Annotated in this window: 13 protein-coding genes; 9 read left to right on the forward strand and 4 right to left on the reverse strand. The window is 65.8% G+C overall.

From position 1 onward, the window contains the following. Positions 1-28 precede the first annotated feature (28 nt). The 3 genes from E2B92_RS18080 to E2B92_RS18090 are packed head-to-tail and all read right to left on the reverse strand — an operon-like array spanning position 29 to position 4,415. Positions 29-925 (reverse strand): phospholipase D family protein, encoded by an 897-nt coding sequence (locus E2B92_RS18080; RefSeq protein ID WP_126883438.1) that lies wholly within the window; start codon positions 923-925, stop codon positions 29-31. Continuing rightward, positions 922-2,814, reverse strand: a complete 1,893-nt coding sequence (locus tag E2B92_RS18085; protein ID WP_235023867.1) for an ATP-binding protein — start codon at positions 2,812-2,814, stop codon at positions 922-924. Before E2B92_RS18085 ends, E2B92_RS18080 begins: the two co-directional genes overlap by 4 nt. After that, a complete protein-coding gene (locus tag E2B92_RS18090; RefSeq protein WP_126883436.1) occupies positions 2,811-4,415 on the reverse strand; it encodes a DEAD/DEAH box helicase in 1,605 nt (534 codons plus the stop codon). Before E2B92_RS18090 ends, E2B92_RS18085 begins: the two co-directional genes overlap by 4 nt. Before the next feature lie 413 nt (positions 4,416-4,828). On the opposite strand from E2B92_RS18090, the gene E2B92_RS18095 reads away from it, so the two are divergent. The 9 genes from E2B92_RS18095 (at position 4,829) to E2B92_RS18130 (ending at position 17,951) form a co-directional block, all read left to right on the forward strand. Further along, a complete protein-coding gene (locus E2B92_RS18095; RefSeq protein WP_235023868.1) occupies positions 4,829-6,070 on the forward strand; it encodes a cysteine desulfurase family protein in 1,242 nt (413 codons plus the stop codon). Between the two features lie 58 nt (positions 6,071-6,128). After that, positions 6,129-7,241 carry a DUF4007 family protein gene (locus E2B92_RS18100; protein ID WP_126883435.1) on the forward strand — a complete coding sequence of 371 codons (1,113 nt, stop codon included), beginning with the start codon at positions 6,129-6,131 and terminating at the stop codon, positions 7,239-7,241. After that, complete coding sequence (locus E2B92_RS18105) at positions 7,238-10,816, forward strand: ATP-binding protein (protein WP_126883434.1); 3,579 nt, start codon at positions 7,238-7,240, stop codon at positions 10,814-10,816. Before E2B92_RS18100 ends, E2B92_RS18105 begins: the two co-directional genes overlap by 4 nt. Further along, entirely contained in the window at positions 10,813-11,646 is an 834-nt protein-coding gene (locus tag E2B92_RS18110) for a phosphoadenosine phosphosulfate reductase family protein (RefSeq protein WP_126883433.1), read from the forward strand. The genes E2B92_RS18105 and E2B92_RS18110 overlap by 4 nt, the downstream gene beginning before the upstream one ends. Before the next feature lie 305 nt (positions 11,647-11,951). Continuing rightward, positions 11,952-14,276, forward strand: a complete 2,325-nt coding sequence (locus E2B92_RS18115; RefSeq protein WP_126883432.1) for a DUF262 domain-containing protein — start codon at positions 11,952-11,954, stop codon at positions 14,274-14,276. A gap of 240 nt (positions 14,277-14,516) precedes the next feature. Further along, positions 14,517-15,404, forward strand: coding sequence for a DUF5655 domain-containing protein (locus E2B92_RS18120; RefSeq protein ID WP_126883431.1), 888 nt, complete (start codon positions 14,517-14,519; stop codon positions 15,402-15,404). A gap of 433 nt (positions 15,405-15,837) precedes the next feature. Further along, positions 15,838-16,014, forward strand: coding sequence for a hypothetical protein (locus E2B92_RS33005; RefSeq protein ID WP_185923492.1), 177 nt, complete (start codon positions 15,838-15,840; stop codon positions 16,012-16,014). 9 nt (positions 16,015-16,023) lie between these two features. Then, positions 16,024-17,235, forward strand: a complete 1,212-nt coding sequence (locus E2B92_RS18125; RefSeq protein WP_126883430.1) for a JmjC domain-containing protein — start codon at positions 16,024-16,026, stop codon at positions 17,233-17,235. Beyond that, the gene (locus tag E2B92_RS18130; protein ID WP_126883429.1) at positions 17,145-17,951 is read left to right on the forward strand and encodes an aldo/keto reductase; all 807 of its coding nucleotides are present in this window, start codon (positions 17,145-17,147) and stop codon (positions 17,949-17,951) included. The genes E2B92_RS18125 and E2B92_RS18130 overlap by 91 nt, the downstream gene beginning before the upstream one ends. Here the strand turns inward: E2B92_RS18130 and E2B92_RS18135 are convergent. After that, entirely contained in the window at positions 17,939-18,778 is an 840-nt protein-coding gene (locus E2B92_RS18135; RefSeq protein WP_185923491.1) for a hypothetical protein, read from the reverse strand. The genes E2B92_RS18130 and E2B92_RS18135 overlap by 13 nt on opposite strands. Positions 18,779-18,931 lie beyond the last annotated feature (153 nt).

Here is an 18,931-nt window from a genome sequence, read left to right on the forward strand (position 1 = left end):
GCTGGCAGGCCACGCCGTGGCTGTGATCTTAGGCGTGCTCTACGCCTGGTCGCAGCTCCCACGAGCCCACTTCGGTGTAGTACCGGCCGAAGTGCTGGAGCCAGGCTGCGAGCGTCTCGGTCGTTCTGCGTGCCTGGTCCTCTGTATCTCCTGTCCGCTCGGCGATGGCCTGCTGGAGCTCGATGTTGCTGAGACGCTGTTCCGCGGTCAGCTGACTGAGTTCCGGGATTGCGTGCAGGCGGGCTTCGACCTCGGTGTTGAAGGCGTCTTCAGTGAGGCCGGCGGGAACGTCGAGCATGGCCAGGTCTCGCACGATGCCGGCCTCGACCAGTGAAGTGAATCTCTGTCGCCCGCTGTAGAGGGAGTAGACGTTCCCCGGTCTCCTTGTCTCCGGGAACCAGTACGGGGCTGCTTCGTCCTCGGACGGCGGAGTGACGCGCTCGCTTCTCAGGAGTTCTGCCTGCTGCCGCACGAGGGCAGCCGTGTGGGGTGTGGCTGTGGTCGAGCGGCCGTTGATCTGGCCTAGGACGCGCTGTACCTCGGGGTGGTCGATCGGCACCTCCAGCAGGAGTTCCACGTTGGCGTTCGGTACGCGTCCAGTGGCTTTGCCGGTCAGGTTGGCGGAGCCGACCAGACAGCGGCCGTCGGCACGGTAGAGCTTGGCGTGGAGGGACGGACACAAGGCAATGGAAATGCGTTCGTCACTCTGGGCAGCTTCGATGATCTCCGGGTCAGAGACCCCGGCGGCTACCTCCGCCGGGGTCCAGCGAGTGACGCACGTGATCTTCTGGACGGAGGAGGGCACCGCGGCGATGGTCTCCTCGAAGATCGCCTTCTTGATGAAGGGGGCGATGATGACCACCTCCTCGGCGGCGTCCTCCATCAGCTCCGCGATCTGCTGCCAGACATGGTCCGACTGCGTCACTCCTCTTCACTCCCGTCCTCGATGAAGTCACGGGCGTACCGACCCCAGTCGCTCCGGGCATCCGCGATGACACGGCGAGCCTTCTTGCTGGGGATCTCGTCCTCCATCCGTGCCCAAGAGAAGATGAGCAGCTTGAAGGTCTCGGTCGCACGGGTGAGCCGCTGGCGGAGCTCTGCTTCGTTCGCGTCCTCGGGCACGTCCTCAAGAACGGCCATCAGCTTGCTGTGCAGGGGGTGTTCCGTATTGAAGGACACCTGGAGCATGCCGGCGAGCAGGTCGATGTTGAAGAATGCGGATGAGTCCTGGGGACTGGAGATCCAGCGGACGCGCCAGTCGTTCTCCAGAGCCTCGTCCACCAGGGTCTGGGCGGTGTCCTCGTCGACATGGTGTCGCTCGGTCAGCGCGGCGAGCTGCTCCTGGCGCTTGTCGGCTTCCGTCGCCTCCTCGCCGAGGAGGTCGGTCGTACCCGTGTGCCCGTCCTCCTGCCGGCGCTTGACGGCGTCCGTGGCCTTGGAAGTGACGTTCTCGTCGTACCGCTTCTTGCTCTTCCGGCCGCCCAGCGTCTGCTGCTTTAGCTTCAGGCGCATCTTGCTCAGGAGGCCCTTGAGGTACTGGGCGAGGTCGATCAACGGCAGTCGGGGGTCGCCGAGTTCCCGGAGCCGGTCTTTGAACTCCTTGGGGGTTTCGTCGGGGTCCTGCTCAGACGACCAGTCGAAGTCGGCGAGTGACGAAAACACGACGGCGGTCTGCTTATTGTTGGTGACGCCGAACACCTCGTCGAGCTCGGGCGGGAAGTCCACCTCGATGCCCCACCACCGCTCCACGGGGTTGTAGCCGATGGCCCACGAGGTATCGAGATCGAGTTCGCGCCCTTTACGGACCAGGGAGACGCCAATGTTCCGACGGGCGTGCTGTCCCCACTTCTGGGCACCAGCGTCCCGGTTCGGGTTGGCCGCATCGGGCCACGGATGGCCGGAGACGTCGGAACGGCGGGCTTCAGGCCGGGCGATGGATGCGCGCACAGTTACGGTGTGCTGTGTGCCATCGACAGTGATGGGATAGCGGTAGACCCCGGGCTCCGCCTCGTTGCCCATGTGGAAGGGCTCGAACATGGGGGTGCTGCTGAACGGCTCGGGCGTTCCGGTCTTCGCCATGAGGTACAGAGGGTCATTGGGTTCGGCGTAGTAGGCGCCGTTGTCCCCTTCGTTGACTTTCTCGATGACTTTCCCGTCGCGAACGGGAGCCATCTTGATGTCCACGGAGCCGTCGTTCAGGTAGTGCCGGTACACACGGCCGATCAGCTCGGCGGTGTTGCGCAGGGTGGCGCCGGCGCTGTGCCATTTGACGCGGTCCAGGTTCGTCCAGACGACGAGGGTGCCGCTGGTGCCCAGGGGCACCTCGCTGAGGTCGTCCCAGTACTCCGGAACACGGTGAGGGACGGGGTCGGGAACCTCATCCTGTCCGTTGGTGATCTCGTCCAGGTCAAGGTAGGTGTACAGAGCGTTCGCAGGGCTGTTCTTCCACGACCAGACCTCGACCTTGGTGCACTGGGACATGCTGGAGTTGGGCAGGCCCATGCCGAAGCGGCCGATTCGGCTGCGGTCGTCGCCGAGACCGTCTCCGTATTTCAGGGCACGGCGCAGGAGTTCGCTGTCCATGCCCTTGCCGTTGTCGAGGACGGCGATCTTGTCCACCCGGTACCTGGTCTGGGTGGCACCTTCGATGGGGCTTTCGCAGGCGAAGACCTGTACCAGCGTGGCTTCGGCGTCGATGCTGTTGTCGATCAGCTCGGCGAGTGCGTAGGCGGTGTTCTTGTAGCCGCTGTCGCGCATGGCCTTGACGGTCAGCGAAGGGCTGACGATCCGATAGTTGTTTCCTTCGCCGGTCACGCTGTCTCCCATACGTCTTCCCAGTTGGTGAATGCTTCGGCGACGTCGCCGAACCCGGGGAGTTCCGGGTCGACGACGGTGACGATCTCGCAGGTTTCGGTTCCGCCGGCCTTGGGGCCGCGGATGACCCGGCCGACCATCTGGCTGTAGAGCACCAGGGACTTGGTTGGCCGGGCGATGACGGCGGCGCTGGCTGCCGGTGCGTCGAAGCCCGTGGTCAGAACTCCGAAGTTGCACAGGATCATCGGGCGCCGCGCCGCGCTCTTGAAACGACGGATGGCGTCGCTGCGGTGCCGGGGCGAGGACTCACCGGTCACGAATACGGCGTCGAAGCCAGCCGCGGACAGCACAGATGCGATGAGTCGGCAGTGCTGGACCGATGCCGCGAACACGAGGATGCGGCGGTGCTGCTTCTCAAGCAGCTCCATGATCGTCTGGACAACCTTGAGGTTCCACTGCTTGTCCTTCGCGAGCTCGGCGATGAAGCTGTCCGGGATCTCGAACGCTCGGGCCAGGCTCTGCTGGTCCCGGGCCGACAGATGCATGCCGGCTTCCGCGGCTACCGTGCGCATGATCGGTTTGGCCAGGTAGCCTTGGTCGATGAGGGCTGTCACGGGGTTCGTGTAGCCCTCGATCTCCAGCATGACCTTCTGGCGGGAGAAGAAGTCGGCGAGTTCTTCGTCCTTGGCGATGTCCGCCCACGTGCGGCCCGGCGTCGCGGTGAGGCCCAGCAGGCTGGAGTCATGTCGTACCGTCAGGTCGTCCACCACGCCCTGAAACGTGGGGGCGATGATCTGATGTGCCTCGTCGAACACGGTCAGAGTGCTGCGGGCGGCCAGCGTGCGCAGGAACTGCGGGTCAGATTTGGCGATTGAGACGGCCTTCTCCAGCCCGAGAACGACCAGGCCGTCGGTCACGTCCGCGAGATCCGGGGAAGCGCTGCCCCACACGCGGAGAACCGGCAGGGGACGGTCGCCGACTTTGCTCCAGGCGCGCTCGAACTCGGTCGCGGCCTGCTCCAGCAGTTCCTGCCCGTGAGCCAGCCACACCACCAGGGCGGGTCCGTGCTGCCGCAGATGGTCGCAGATCATGCTCATGCCGGTCCGCGTTTTGCCCACGCCCGTTGGCAGATGGAGCACGGCCCGGCGGGGGCCGTCGTACAGCAGCTCCTTGGTCCGGCGTGCCGCGCGGAGCTGATGGGGGAATAGGGCGTAGTCGGGAGCCGTTTCCCGCTTGAGGGACGGAAGTTGAGGCTGTGTGCGCTCGACCTCGAAGCCGAAGAACTCCAGAAGTTCCCTGCGCTCATCAGGTGTCCACTTCAACGAGTGCAGGTACTCCAGCGGTTGCCCGTCGCCCAGCGAGCCGAGCCGCTGCGCCAGCTCCCCTTGTTTGGGCGCGGGAACGAGACCGATCAGCGTGGCACGCTCGTCCTCATCGGCGACCAGGAGCTCGGCGTCGATCGCGATCGCGGCGACGGCTCGCAACCGCTCGTCACTGGCCGTGCCTCCTTCGATGAGGTCGAGGAGGCCGCACAGCTCCTTGCCGAGGCGCCGGCGGATGTAGTCCATGGGGGCGTTTGACAGGAGCGCCTCGAAGGGCATTCCCGGCGACCATGTCGTCACAGCCTCACCTGACCGATGCGGCTGACGGCGAGCCGTGAGCCGCTCGCACAGGACCGACCATCATCGTGAAGTTCCTCCCCCAACTCGACGCACACCAGGTAGCGCTCAACGTGCAGATACCGCGACGGTGCAGCGTGCGGACCACCCTAATCGGGACCACTGACATCAGGAGCACCATCAGGCGAAAAGCCCAGCCACGGACGGCATTTGGCCACACAGCGACCTGTCTGCCCGGCCTCAAAAGAGATCTCGCGGCACGCCGCTTGCGTGTGAGGCACACGCCGTAGAACATTTGTTCGGTAAGCGGCTTGCGACACCCCGCGTTCGAGTGATTCAAAGAGTGGATCTCGGCTCGCGGCTAGGATCACCGCGAGCTCCTGGTGGAACCCCGGATGCGGGAGAAGGTTTCCACCAGCAGTACATTGGTGTGCGACACGAGCGAGGCGGGGTGGCTGATGATGAACGGGCTGAATGGGTCGAATGCGTCCTATTTGGACTACAATGCCACCGCCCCGATCCGTCCCGAGGCCCTCGCGGCCGTCGTCGAGGCCATGCAGTCGGTCGGCAACGCGTCAAGCATGCACCACCCGGGACGGCAGGCGGCTGAGCGGGTCGACGTCGCCCGCCGGCAGCTAGCTGACCTTCTAGGCTGCTCGCCCGGCGAGATCATCTTCACATCCGGAGCGACCGAAGCGAACAACCTGGCCCTCCGGGCAGCGTTCACCGCCGGAAATACCCTGGTCACAAGCCCCGTTGAGCATCCGGCTGTCCTCGAGACAGCCCGCGCGATCACCGCCGAGAGCCCCGAGGATCTTGTACTCCTGCCGGTCGACACCGACGGCCTGGTGGGTCTCGACGCCCTCGATCTGGTCTTCGCCTCGCGCCCTGGGGGAGTGGTCTCCTTGATGTTGGCGAACAACGAGACCGGCGTCCTCACCGACCTCCGCGTCGCGGCCAAGGCGGCCCGTGAAGCCGGCGCACTCGTTCACACGGACGCCACGCAGATCATCGGCCGCCTCCCCGTGGACGTCACTGAACTCGATGTTGACCTCTTGTCGCTGTCAGCCCACAAGTTCGGCGGACCGCAGGGGGTCGGCGCGCTGTATGTACGGCGTGGGTCTCCACTCCCGCACCGGCCGCTCCTCGTGGGTGGCGGACAGGAGCGGGGCTGGCGCGCAGGCACGCTGAACGTGGCAGGGATCATCGGCATGGGGGCAGCGGCCGACGCCGCGCGCCGCGGTCTCGGCGAGGAGGTCGAGCGGATCGCAGTCCTGCGCGACCGCCTCGAAAACCTCGTGACCGGTGCCCTGCCCGGCTGCCGTATCAACGGCCGGCGTGATCAGCGCCTGCCGGGTGTGACGAGCATCACCATTCCGGGCGTGCCGGCGGACGCGGTCCTGGCGGCCATGCCTGACGTCGCCGCCTCGGAGGGCAGCGCGTGCGCGTCCGGTGCTCCGACACCGAGCCACGTGCTCCTGGCGATGGGTCTGTCCCGGGAAGACGCCGACAGCACGATCCGCTTCTCGCTGGGCTACGCCACCACTAATGCCGAGATCGAGCATGCCGCGCACGCCGTCAAACGCGCCGTGGCGCAGGTTCGTGACGCGCTGGCCGAAGCCCACGGTCCCCGCTGACCGTTATCCCGTTTACCACCTCGTTAGAGCAATCGCATTGGACACAGAGAGGTCCCGAATGTCAGACAGCCGGCTTGGGGAAGCCGCCCATTTTGCCTTCGCGCGACACGAAACGTTCGCGCCCCGCTTCGGCTGGCTGCACAAGGCGTACATGCAGGTCAAACGCGACCAGGGTGCGTTCCTCGCGGACGACGCGCCGGTGTTGTTCGGCGTGGGCAAGAACATGGTCAACGCCATGCGCTACTGGTCGCGTGCGTTCAAGCTGACCCGCGAGCACTCGCCCGCCCAGCGCACACAGGCCAAGTTTTCCTATCCCACCTGGGAAGCCCGCTGGCTTTTGGACGAGGACGGCGCGGACCCGTATCTGGAGGAGAACGGCAGCCTGTGGTTGCTGCACTGGTGGCTGGTCTCTTCCCGCCCCGGGGCCAAGAGTCACGCGCCGGCCTGGTACACGGCCTTCCACCTGGCGCCGTTCTCCCGGTTTACGACCGTGGACATGACGCAGGTGGTGACCCGGCATGTGAACTTCTCCTACGACAAGAGCCCGGAAGAGGCTTCGATCGTCCGGGACATCGACTGCCTCACCAAGATGTATGCGCGGAGCGCCCCGGAGAAGGCGGGCTCGCCGGGCAGCTACGAGGACCTCCTCGCCTGCCCGTTCCGCGACCTTGACCTGCTCACCTTCGTCGGGACGCGCGGCAAGCCCGAGTGGCAGTTCACCAGCGGGCACCGCACCTCGCTGCCCGCGCGAGTCCTGGCCTACGCCTGCCTCGACTACGCCGCCAAGTTCTCGCGCCAGGCCAACTCCATCTCCGTGGCTCGCCTCGCCAACGAGCCGGGCTCCCCGGGGCGCGCCTTCCGTGTCCGGGAGAACGAGATCGTCGCGGCGCTGCAGAAGATCGCCGCAGACCACCCGCAGCTCAACCTGACCGAGGCCGTAGGACAGCGCAGCCTCGCCTTCACGGCCGACCCCTTCGAGCTGGCCTGGGAAGTGCTGGACGAGCAGTACGACTTCGTCACCCGTCGACCTGGCTTTCCCACCCGTGAGGAGTGGGCTGCCAAGTTCCCCAAGCTCGCCGAGGCCGAGCAGAAGGAACTCGCCACTAAGGCCACGGACGCAACAGACGCGGCCGACACCACCGAGATGCTCTTTGCTGAGGAGACCGCGTGACCACCGCAACCCCCACGCGGACCCCGAGCAGCCCGGCGAGCTCCGCCCCGCAGTTCCCCGCGGGCATCGAACTTGTCGGCTCCCAGATGCGCTCGACCAACCTTGAGCGCGATGTCGAGGACACCCTGCACGACCCCTACGTCGGGGCCCGGGCCGTCGATGTTTTGGAGCGCATCGCGAGCGCGCTCGCCGACCAACGCCGTACCCGCGCCTGGTCGTTCACCGGCCCCTACGGCTCCGGCAAGTCCACCCTGTCCAACATCATCGACGCTCTGCTAGGGCGGGATGCCAAGCGGCGCAGCGAGGCCGAGCGCATCCTCGAAGAGGCCAGCCCCGCTCTCGCCCAGCGCCTCGCCGCAGCACGCGACGCCATCGCCCCCGAGGGATTCCTCGGAGGCGTGGCCACCGCGCGCCGCGAATCCGTCGTTGCCACGCTCTCCCGCGCCCTGCACACTGCGGCTGCGCGACGCTGGGGCAAGCGTGTCCCGAAGGCCATCGCCGCCGCCCTAGAGGCGTGCGCCGACACAGAGCGCGCCGGGGCCAAGGAGATTCTCGGCGCCGTCACGGCTCTGACCGCGGACGGGCAGCAGCCTCTGCTCCTCGTCATCGACGAGTTCGGCAAGACGCTGGAACACCTCGCCGGCCACAACGAGTTCGCCGACGCCCAGCACGACCTGTTCCTGCTGCAGGAACTCGCTGAGAAGGCGGCCGGCCCCAACGGGCTGCCCGTCTACCTGATGACCTTGCAGCACCTGTCGTTCATGGACTACGCCTCACGGTCCAGCGAACTGAAGACCCGCGAATGGGCCAAGATCCAAGGGCGCTTCGAAGACATCACCTTCGTCCCCCACCACGGCGACTCCCTGCACCTCCTGCGCCGCCGTCTCGACCGCTCGGCCGTCAACTCGGCGGGTCAGGCCCTGATCACCGCGTCGGCCGAGGCGTCCGCGGACATCTGGAGGCAGCACGGTCTCGGCGTTCTGGCCGAACTCGGCCCCGACCACTTCGCGGACCTCTACCCGCTGCACCCCATCACGGCCCTGGCCGCGCCGATCCTTGCCGCTCAGATCGGCCAGCACGACCGCAGCCTGTCGGGCTTCCTCAACAGCGGCGAGCCCAACACGGTCCGCCACTCGCTGTCCCGGCACAGCAACCAGAAGGCGGAGCACGCCAGCACGGTGCGGCTGCCGCAGCTGTACGACTACTTCCTCAACTCCGGGCGCACCACCCTGCTCTCCTCCGCCAACGCGAGCCGGTGGATCGAGGTCGACTCGCGCATCCGGGACGCCAACGGCCTCGCGGATGCCGACCAGGACGTGCTGAAGACCATCGGCGTCCTCAACTTGATCGACTCCGACGGGGCGCTCAGCGCCACCGCGCCCATGATTCACTTCGCGCTTCACGACCCTACCGACGTCGCCGACCCGGACGCCTTCACGGCGCTCGAAGAGCGGCTCGCCGACCTCGTCAACCGGGGCTTTGTGGTCCACCGCGAGTTCAGCGGTGAATACCGGGTCTGGCAAGGCACGGACGTCGACATCGACGGCCGGCTCAAGGAAATCATCAGCCGCTTCGATGACGCCTCGGTCATCAACCGGCTCGGCAGCCTCGTCCCGCAGGCATTCGTGGCCGGCCGCCACAGCCAGGTCACCGGCATGATGCGCGTGTTCTACACCGCAGTCAGCGGCCCGGAGACCAAGTCCGTCGCCGCCCCGGACGAGCTGAAGGAGCCTGCCGACGGCCTCGTCGTCTTCCACCTCGGCACCGACGCCGACCGGCCCAATGTCCACTCGCCCCTGCCGGTACTCGTCGGCACCACCCCCAACCCCGACGTGGTACTCAGCACAGCCACCTACCTTGTCGCGCTGAAGGAACTCAGCACCGAGCAGGACATCGACCACGTAGCCCGGCGGGAAGTCATCGAGCGGCTCGTGCAGGCCGAGGCCGAGCTGCTGGAGCTCCTGCAGGACGCCTTTTACCCGCCGTCCTCCGAAGCGTCCTGGAGCCTGTGGCACACCGGAATCGCCCCCGGCGAAGAACCCGCCGCCTCCGGCCTGACGGCCCGTAGCCTGAGCGGCCTGGTCTCCCTCGCCTGCGAGTCGGTGTACCCGCACACCCCGCACATCCGCAACGAGATGCTCGGCCGCCACGTCTTGACCAGCCAGGCCGCCCAGGCCCGCGGCATACTGCTGACGGCCATGCTCTCCGCCTCGGGCGAGGAGAACCTTGGCCTTATCGGGTACAAGGCCGAGCGGGCCATCTACAGCGGCGTCCTGGCCTACCTCGGCCTGCACCGCGAAAACGGGGTAGCCCAGGCCGAGAGCCAGCAAGAGAGCCTGCTCCCGTACGGCTTCTCCCCGCCCGGCGAGGGCCACGAGCACGCCCAACCCGCCTGGAACGCCCTCAACGAGGTACTGACCGGAGCCACCGAGCGGGTTAGCGTCGAGGAGGTCATCCGTGTCCTGATGAGCCCGCCGTTCGGGCTCAAGGCCGGCGTGGTTCCGGTCTTCCTGATCCCCGCCCTGGTCATCCGCCGCCACGACGTCGCGCTGTTCGAGGAAGGCACCTACCTGCCACGGCTGACCATTGACGTGGTCGAGCGACTCGTCAAGGGCCCGGCACGCTTCTCGGTGAAGTACACGCCGGCCGGAGACGGCCAGCGCGGCAGCATCATCAAGAAGCTGATGGTCTCGCTCGGCGTAGAGGCACCGCGCTCAAAGGCCCTGCGTAACCCCGACCTCCTCTCCGTAGCCAGCGCCCTGATCGTGCGTGTGGCTGACCTGCACAAGTACGCCCGCACCACCAAGAACATCTCCGCCGACGCCCGTACCGTGCGCAAGGCGATCGTCGGAGCGCTGGATCCCGACGATCTGATCTTCCATGCGCTGCCGAAGGCGCTTGGCTTGCCCGAGATCCCGGCCCGCACGCGCGTCGACGCGGAAGCGGCGAACACCTACGTCGAACGTCTCACCTCGGCGGCCGACGAACTGGTGGCCATCGACAGCCGGCTGAGGGCCGAAGTCGTGAGGGTCCTTGCACAGGAGTTCCGCCTGCCGGCCGAACTTACGGAGCTGCGCGCACAGCTCGCTGCCCGGCTGCGAGGCTTCGCCGGCGCGGTGCTGACTCCGGAACTGCGCGGCTTTGTCGACTTCGTCCTCAGCGACAGTCTTGAGGACGACGACTGGCTCGAGCCCATCGTCGTACGCCTGACCAACTCCGCCCTCGGTGACTGGGATGACCACGAAGCCAAGGTCTTCCCGCAGAAGGCCCGATCGATGGCTGCGGCCCTCGACCGAGTCGGGCACCTGCATCACGCCGGGAACGAGGTCCGCGGCCGGGAAGAGAAACTCGACGCCCAGTTGTTGACCTTGACTGACAGCGCCGGCGTGGAACAACGCACCCTGATCTATGTGCCGGAACAGGCTCGCAGCGAGGCCAGCAGTCTTGCCGCCGACGTCCTGAAGCAGGCCGAGAAGGCTCTCGGGCCGGACGGAGCGAGGATCCTGCTCGCGGCCCTCGCCCAGCGCGTGACCGATGCCGCGACAGCGGCGAGTGAAAGGAAGGCACAGGGATGACCGACGGAGCCGACACCCAGAAGGTCCGGCACGTTCTCGGTATCTCCGGCGGCAAGGACTCCTCAGCGCTCGCCGTCTACATGCGCAACCGAGTCCCGGAGATGGAGTACTTCTTCTGCGACACCGGTGCCGAACTCCCGGAAACGTACGAGTACCTCAACCGGCTTGAGGCCGCCCTCGGCAAGTCCATCGTGCGACTGAATGCCGACCGCGACTTCGACCACTGGATGGAGGTCTACCAGGGCACCCTGCCCAGTCCCCAGATGCGCTGGTGCACCAAGAACCTCAAGATCAAGCCCCTGGAAGACTGGGTCGGCGACGACAAGGTCATCTCCTACGTCGCCATCCGGGCCGACGAGAACCGCATCGGCTACGTCAGCACCAAGCCGAACATCGATGCCGTCTTTCCCTTCCGGGAGGACGGCATCGATAAGGACGGCGTTATGCGCATCCTCAACGAGGCCGGCATTGGCCTGCCCGACTACTACGAGTGGCGCACACGCTCCGGCTGCTACTTCTGCTTCTTCCAGCGCAAGCATGAGTGGGTCGGCCTCAAGGAACGCCACCCCGACCTCTTCGACCGCGCCGTCGAGTACGAGGACAAGGTCCGCTACCGACACACGGCTATGAAGGGCCGCAACTACACCTGGTCACAGGGCGAGTCGCTCCCGGAGCTGATAGAACGCAAGGACGAGATCGAGGCCAAGCACCAGGCGGCCCTTGATCGCGCTGCCAAGCGCATCAAGCCCAATCGGCCCCTCTTGGAGGTTCTCTCGGACGCTCTCGACTCCGACGACGACGAGGCCGGCTGCTCCGTCTGCCACCTCTGACACGCAAGCACACGCGGCCAGTGGCCCTAGCGACCCGCTAGGGCCACTGGTGTTTGCTAGAAATCCAACCAGCCCCGCACCCCCTCCGGTTGTGCTCCATGTGAGGGTCGGTCACCAGCGGCTCGACGGACGCAGCCCTCGCAGCCACAGCAACTTTGCGCTGCTCACGGTGGAGTGACTGGACGTCACATTTGGGGCAGGATGGGTTCAGGCCGCTCCTGCTACCTCTGTCGAGCCCTCATGTGCCACCATGAGTGACGGCATCACCCACGGGCATGTAACGGTAACGGAGAGAAATCGGGGATATGGAAACTCGCGAGATCTTTGATGCGGCACCGCTTTCGGTTTCTCAATTCCTGAGCGAGCCCAGTCAGGGCCTCTACATTCCTCCGTATCAGCGTGCATACAGCTGGGAGCTTCCCAAGATCAGGCGGCTTCTTAGTGACGTTGCGCACGGCCTGGACCAGCTAGCCGAATTCGAGGACTCGATTTGCTTCCTCGGTACCGTCATTGCCCTTCGTGACATCAACTATACGACCGTCGAGCCAAAATACAGGTCGCAGGTCCCTTCCAAGGTGATGACGATCATTGATGGTCAGCAGCGAATGACTACGCTGCTGTTGCTGACCACGGTCCTGCACGAGGAGATTCGAGTTCGCGCGGAGAAGCTCGCACGCGACGATGAGCCGTCAGTTTGGTGTTACAACCAAGCGCTTGATGTGACGGGGCGCCTGGCGAACTGCTTCGAAGAGGACATGCGTTATGGCGAACATCGTTACTACCCGCGGATGATTCGCTCTTACTACGATGTGTGGTCCCGTAACAAGGGTGAGGCCCGCTATCGGTCGCCCGTCGGTTACTATCTTGAGTCCTATGGGGCCTACGCGCGAGGCGAGGAGCCGGCGAAGCCCTACAAGCACGATGCCATCGACTTGGAGAAGATTGACGGCATCGACCTCGAGGCATACAAACACTTGGACCGCATGCGGGAACAAATGAGGTCCATGCTGCGCAGAGCGGTGAACGGTGCCGTCAAGCGAGAGGATGACATTCTCTTGCCTATCGGAGTCGACATAGCGCAGTCTCGGAATCTCCAATTCGCCCTTTTTAATAGCGAGTTCCCGGAGTCGGTCGTCGAGAGGTTGGGTGAAGACGCCAAGGAGGCTCCCCTCACCCGACTCATCGTCTTCGCGAACTACCTCCTGCATCGCGTCACCGTTGCTGTAGTTACGGCCAAACGCGAGGACTACGGCTTCGACATGTTCGAAGCCCTTAACACCACCGGTCAGCCGCTCACGGCGATCGAGACGTTCAAGCCTCGCGCCATCCAAGCGGAAGGTTTGGACGAGTGGCAGGAATCCGAGTCGAAACTTCACTTCGATGTGATCGAAGCCTATCTGGATAGGGAGGGAAGTATCTCGGCCGATAAGCGTCAGGCCGTCACCAGCAGCGTGCTGCTTCCGTTCGCTATGTTCCAGGATGGAACCAAGCTCACAAAGCGACTGAACGATCAGCGTCGTTATCTGAGGAGTGTCTTCGACAAGGATCCTGATGTTGAGGCGCGCCGCAAGGTTCTTGCCGGACTCGCCCAGGTAGCCCGTTTTTACGAAGGGCCTTGGGCCTCGGCGACAAAGGTGCCGGCGTGCGAGGACGCATCCCTGCGCCAGCGAGCGGGGATTTCTCTGGCCGCGCTCCGTGAAGGCGGGCACGACATCGTCGTCGGGCTGTTGACGCGGTACTACGCGGCACATCGCCTCGCGTCTCCGGAGACGGTCGAGTTGGCGACTCGGCAGTTCCTTATCGCGGCCCAATCGTGCGGAGCCTTCTACGCCCTCTGGAGGGGGGCGTTCGGCGGGACGGCGGGAATCGATGGTGTCTATCGGTCCCTCATGAATCATGTCCTGGACGATGATGATGACGATGCGCCGCAGTTTGCTCGATTTGGGCGCGCTCTCACCGAGGTTCCGCCAGTTGAGGCTCTGCAGTCGTATCTCCGAGAGCGGTTGCTGGAGCAGGGGATCCACGACAAGGAACAATGGGTCGCTCGGGCATACCTCACGCCTGTGTACCAGCACTCGAAGCCACTGACCCGTCTCCTTCTCTTGGCCGCGTCACAGAACTCGACCCCGGACAACGCCGAACCGGGACTTGTGGTCCGCGGTAAGAGTGGATTGCTTGAAACGCTGGATCCCGAGCGCTGGAGTGACGGTGCTTTCGCTACGATCGAGCATGTAGCCCCCCAGACGCCGACGGGTAACGGCGGCTGGAATAAGGAACTCTACGAGGATCCCGAGCTCATCGAGAGGATCGGGAACCTCACCCTCCTGCCGGCTGTTGAGAACGCGTCGGCGAGCAACAGGTCCTGGCATCTGAAGCGCCTCATGTTCCGGGCCCTCTCCGCCGCCACGGTCGAGGAGGCCGAGAAGATGCTGGCCGATGCCGAGGCGCAGGGGCTTCGCCTGGGCAGCGGCGCTCAGGAGATCGTCCGACAAGCTCAGTATCTCCCGCTGGTTGCCGCTGTAGCGCAGAGGGAGGACGAGTGGACGGCCGAGTTCGTTGCGGATCGATCGAAGAGACTGTGCGGCCTTGCCTGGGACGCCTTGACTCCGTGGCTCGGATTCGAGCAGTAGACGGCTCCGCGTCGAATAAGCCTGCCCGCGCGTGAGCAGGCGAAGCCGACGTAGGAGGGTGTGGAAGGGCGACGGCGCGCCTGATGAGGAGGCACCAACCGAAGGGATGGTGCCGCCACATCAGGCATGCGCTGTACGGCAGCGTCACGCTTCTCACGCCGTCTTTATGGGACACAGACCCTTTGGCGAAATAAACCTGCTCGGCCCGGCGTTTGTGATCACTCTGCCGAAGATGGGGAGGTGTCGGGTCTGAAGCTGTTCCACACGGCGAATAGCGGCGTGACCGAGGTCATGCCGTATCTTGCTGAGGCCGAGGCGGATGTGCAGGGTCTCGTCGAGGCACACATGGAGACGCTGCTGGATGTGAGGTTTCTGGCGAGCGAGTACGGCACGGGGCCGGTTCACGGAGGCCGGATTGACTCGCTCGGGCTGGACGAGAATGGGTCTCCGGTCATCGTGGAGTACAAGCGGGGCGTTGACTCGGGTGTTATCAACCAGGGCCTGTTCTACCTCAGCTGGCTCATGGATCACCGGGCGGAGTTCGAGCGCCTGGCCCGCGACCGGCTCGGGGCCACGGCCGCGGCCCAGGTGCTGTGGAGCGGACCGAGGCTGATCTGCGTCGCTGGCGACTTCACCCGCTACGACGTTCATGCCGTGCGCGAGCACCGGCGCAGCATCGACCTGGTCCGTTACCGGCTCTTCGGCAACGACCTGCTCGGCCTTGAGACTATGGCCTCGGTCAGCGGCCGGTCGCCAGTCACCCGACGCGTCCGCCGGCAGGGGACCGGGCCTGGGGGCGGCGGCCACGGCACGGCCCTGGTTGAGCTGGCGCAGGCGGTCGACGAGTCGCTGCTAGGGCTGGGCGACGGCGTGAACTATGTCCAGCGCAAGATGTACCGGGCGTACCAGCGCCTGCGGAACTTCGCCTGCGTGTGCCCGCCCCAGAGGACCAAGCTCCTCGTCTATCTCAAGGTTGACCCGAAGCAGGTCGACCTCGTCCCTGGGTTCACCCGGGACGTGACGGGTCTCGGTCACCACGGCACGGGCGACCTGGAGGTGCAGCTGCGCACCCTCCGGGATGTGGAGCGTGCCCAGGACCTGTTCCGCATGAGCTGTGCGGCGGCGTGAAGCGCTAACGGGTCCTAGCCGATCGCGTTTCCACGCGTCAATTCGATGGTCGTCTCGGTGATGCCTCTCGACGTACGGGCAGGTAGTGGCGGTGGACCATCAATCATCCGCGGGATCGCCGGTTTGGCTAACCGGCGATCCCGCGCTATGTTGCCCCGCTGACGGGGCTCCGATGTCCTGCCTTTCGCCGCCATGGTGAGCGCCGTGGTTGTCACTCTCGCCCTGGCTCACACTCCCGGTCGATGAATGCACTCCTTCGGCCCAGCCCAGACAGGCAGTCGTCCAGGCGGAATCAGGCCCTAGCTTCCTCCCCTGAGAAGGGGCAAGAGCGTCCTGCAGCGCTGTCCGAATCCCGCCCTACTGCCATGCGGTGGACGCGGGTTAACTCAGACGTTCGCCCAGAGCTGGGTTGGAGAACTGAGAGGAGAGCTCGATGGCAGACAGGGCATCCACACAGGTGGCGGGGACCAGCCCCGCGCTTCTGATCGCGGTGGAGGAGCTGGCGACTGCGCATGACCGCAGCGAGTCCGAGCGGTCCGACATCACCAGCTCGCAGAACAGCGCGGGAGATGACGGCGACAACCGCGACCTGAACCTCCCGAAGGAGTAGGGGGAACCCATGGAGCACCGGCTCGTCAGCCACATCGAGAAGGCTCTCGGCTGGGACGGGCCGGGTTCCGTGGGATCCGCGTTCGCGCGCGGCCGTCTCACGGACCCGGAGCTGCCCGCACGGCTGTTGACCCCGCTCAGACTGCTGGACCTGATCAAGCGCCGCCATCTGGCTAATCCGCAGCTGCGCTGTTATGCCGAAGGCGAGGAAGTGCACCCGTCCACGTTCCTGTCCACCAACGTCAACCGGCGCAGGCAGGCCGTGAGCCAGGCGGACATGGCGGCCCTCGGACGAATTCTCAACGACGGCGGCACCGTGGTCCTGGATCACGTGGACTTCTTCGACGCGACGCTGGAAGTCGCCTGCCGGGCCTTGGGCTGGTGGTCCGGCGAGCTCACCTCTGCCAACGCCTACCTCGCGGTGGGTGACACCGACGGATTCCACCTGCACTGGGACGACCACGAGGTCATCGCCGTGCAGCTTTCTGGCGAGAAGTCGTGGGAAGTGCGCGGTCCCTCGCGCCCGGCGCCGATGTACCGCGACGCGGAACGCAACCGCACGCCCTCCGAGGAAGTGCTGTGGAAGGGCACGATGCAGGCCGGGGACGTCATGCACATCCCACGAGGCTTCTGGCACACCGCGACCCGCCTCGGTTCGGGGAGTGGTGGACACTCACTGCACGTGACGTTCGGGTTCACCAAACGGACCGGTGTCACCTGGGCTAACTTCCTCTCTGACGCCGCCCGCGCCGACGACGCGTTCCGTCACGACCTGGAGGGCGTGCAGGGCACCGCACACCAGGTGCTGACGGACAAGCTCAGCGCCCTGGCCGCCACCTACAGCCCAGAGCGGTACCTGGACGAACTGCGGTCCAGCACCCCGCCCGCACGCCACATGCCGCACGTGGCCGCCTTCGGTCGGCCGGACGGAGTCGCGGCCGTCACCGAGTTCGCGCCCTCCATCGTCCGCTCCGGTGACACCGTCCAAGTGTGCGGTGGCGGTAAGCGGCTGACCTTCCACGAGCGCGCAGAACCGAGCCTGCGTGCGCTCCTGTCAGGTCACCCGGTCTACCTCGAGGGTGCCCCCGACGACATCATCACTTTGGCCGACTTGTTAATCACGGAGGGGCTGTGCGAACCGCTGACGGAACTATCGTCCTCGGGCTACACCGGTCTGGTCACGCCCGTGACCTACTCGAAGCAGCCGCCGACCTCGATGTAACACGCCTCGACACCGCGTCTAACTACCTGCGTCATCGCTCCCACGAGGTCCTGAAGACGACGGCAGGCGATCTTCTGCCGAAATTCTCGGTCTCCACCAAGGTCGGGTATTTCCCCGAGGGGCACAGCCTCGCTCCCGCCCGGCTCCGCGTAGCCGTCGAGCAAGCCATCAAGGATCTTGGGCGGGAGCCTGATCTGGTATTTCTCCACAACCCAGAGCACTCGGCACCCGACGCCGAGACGCTGGAACAGGCGTGCACGGTCCTGGCCGACGCAGCGCAGGCGGGGCTTTGCCGCTCCTGGGGCGTCTCGACCTGGGATCCGCGCTCGCTCATGGACTTCGACGTGCCAAGCCCTGATGTCCTTATGGCCCGAGCGGGGTTGCTGGTCGGGGTCGACGTCCTCGAAGCGGCCGAGGCCCTGGCGATGCGGTGGTGCCCGTCGCAGGTGTGGGGCATGAGCCCCTTCGGCGGAAGTACGGCCGAGGCGGTGTGGGAACGCTTCGATCCGAGGGTCTTCCTGCGAGGCTCCCCGTCCGCCACGAAGATCCAGGCTGCCTTCCGTTCCTCGTACGGCCTCCCTCGGGTCGACGCGGTCGCGGTCGGCACAGACGACGTCGCCCATCTGCGGGAGCTGACCGAGGCCCTGGCGTACGAGGTCGACGAGAACGTGGTCCGGGAGTACAGGCAGCTCCTCAAAGCCCGTCAGCGCGCCTGAAGTTCCTGCAGCAGCTGCTCCGCCGTCTTCCTCGCGGGGACCAGGCGGGGGTCCTCGGGATCGGCGTAAGGGCCGAGGATCTTCGCGGCGACGAACAGGGTCATCAGCATGCCGTCCCGGCTCTCCAGATCCTCACGCCGCTCGCTGCGGACGCGGTCTGCCAGAGCTGGGACGGCGAGCGAGGCCCCCCACAGACTTGCCGCGTCCAGGCCGCGAGGGGCCATGCCCCAGTCCTCCCAGTCGAACACACAGAACACCGGCGCCGTGATATTCGCCCAGTTGAAATCTGCATGGGCCGGCCGCCATTCGGCTACGGCCGCATCGACACCCGGGAAGACGTTGTGGATCGTTCCCCTGACCAGGTCCTGAGTGAGGGTCTCGGTATCCGGTGTCGCGATACGGTTTGTGTGCTGCGTGGCCAGGGCATCAAGCGAGGCGTTCAGCGCATTCCACCACTCCTCGGGCAGCTGTGGATCCTCCGCCACTACGGCGCTGCTCACTGGCGCCGCCGGCAGCACCTCCGTCTCGTCCGCTCGCCACATCACCGGCTCCGTGTCGTCCCGCCACGCGACGCCTGTGAGCCAGGCCGGTTTCGCGATCCCGCGAAGGGCCTCGGCGGACGCGGTGCCATCCCCTCCCTGGACCCCGATCCGATCGAGTCCGCGCCGCTCGATCCGCACCCACGTATTGCGGTCCGTACGCGCCCCCAGAGACCGGCGCTTGCGCACTACAGCCTCCCGGCTAAGGCGTACCTCAAGCGACCGTTCGACACGGTCCAGCACGGCTTCCACAGGCTCCTTGCGCAGGTCCACTGAACGCGGTGTCATGCGCCCGAACGTACCAAGTCCCAGCCACATCGCGAGGGAGTTTCGGGGCGAGGCGTACAGGTGCAGCTGACGAGGAGATCGATCCCGTGCTGCCCTCTAGGTGAAGACGCGCCCCGAACGGGGACAGGTGCGATACCGGGCGTACCGGGCGCA

Source organism: Streptomyces sp. WAC05374, from assembly GCF_004353505.1.
GTDB lineage: Bacteria > Actinomycetota > Actinomycetes > Streptomycetales > Streptomycetaceae > Streptomyces.

Coding starts and splice junctions, on each gene's coding strand:
- E2B92_RS33005 (WP_185923492.1), top strand. CDS start 15,838: ATGGCAGACAGGGCATCCACACAGGTGGCGGGGACCAGCCCCGCGCTT.
- E2B92_RS18090 (WP_126883436.1), bottom strand. CDS start 4,415: ATGCCCTTCGAGGCGCTCCTGTCAAACGCCCCCATGGACTACATCCGC.
- E2B92_RS18125 (WP_126883430.1), top strand. CDS start 16,024: ATGGAGCACCGGCTCGTCAGCCACATCGAGAAGGCTCTCGGCTGGGAC.
- E2B92_RS18115 (WP_126883432.1), top strand. CDS start 11,952: ATGGAAACTCGCGAGATCTTTGATGCGGCACCGCTTTCGGTTTCTCAA.
- E2B92_RS18100 (WP_126883435.1), top strand. CDS start 6,129: ATGTCAGACAGCCGGCTTGGGGAAGCCGCCCATTTTGCCTTCGCGCGA.
- E2B92_RS18095 (WP_235023868.1), top strand. CDS start 4,829: ATGCGGGAGAAGGTTTCCACCAGCAGTACATTGGTGTGCGACACGAGC.
- E2B92_RS18110 (WP_126883433.1), top strand. CDS start 10,813: ATGACCGACGGAGCCGACACCCAGAAGGTCCGGCACGTTCTCGGTATC.
- E2B92_RS18135 (WP_185923491.1), bottom strand. CDS start 18,778: ATGACACCGCGTTCAGTGGACCTGCGCAAGGAGCCTGTGGAAGCCGTG.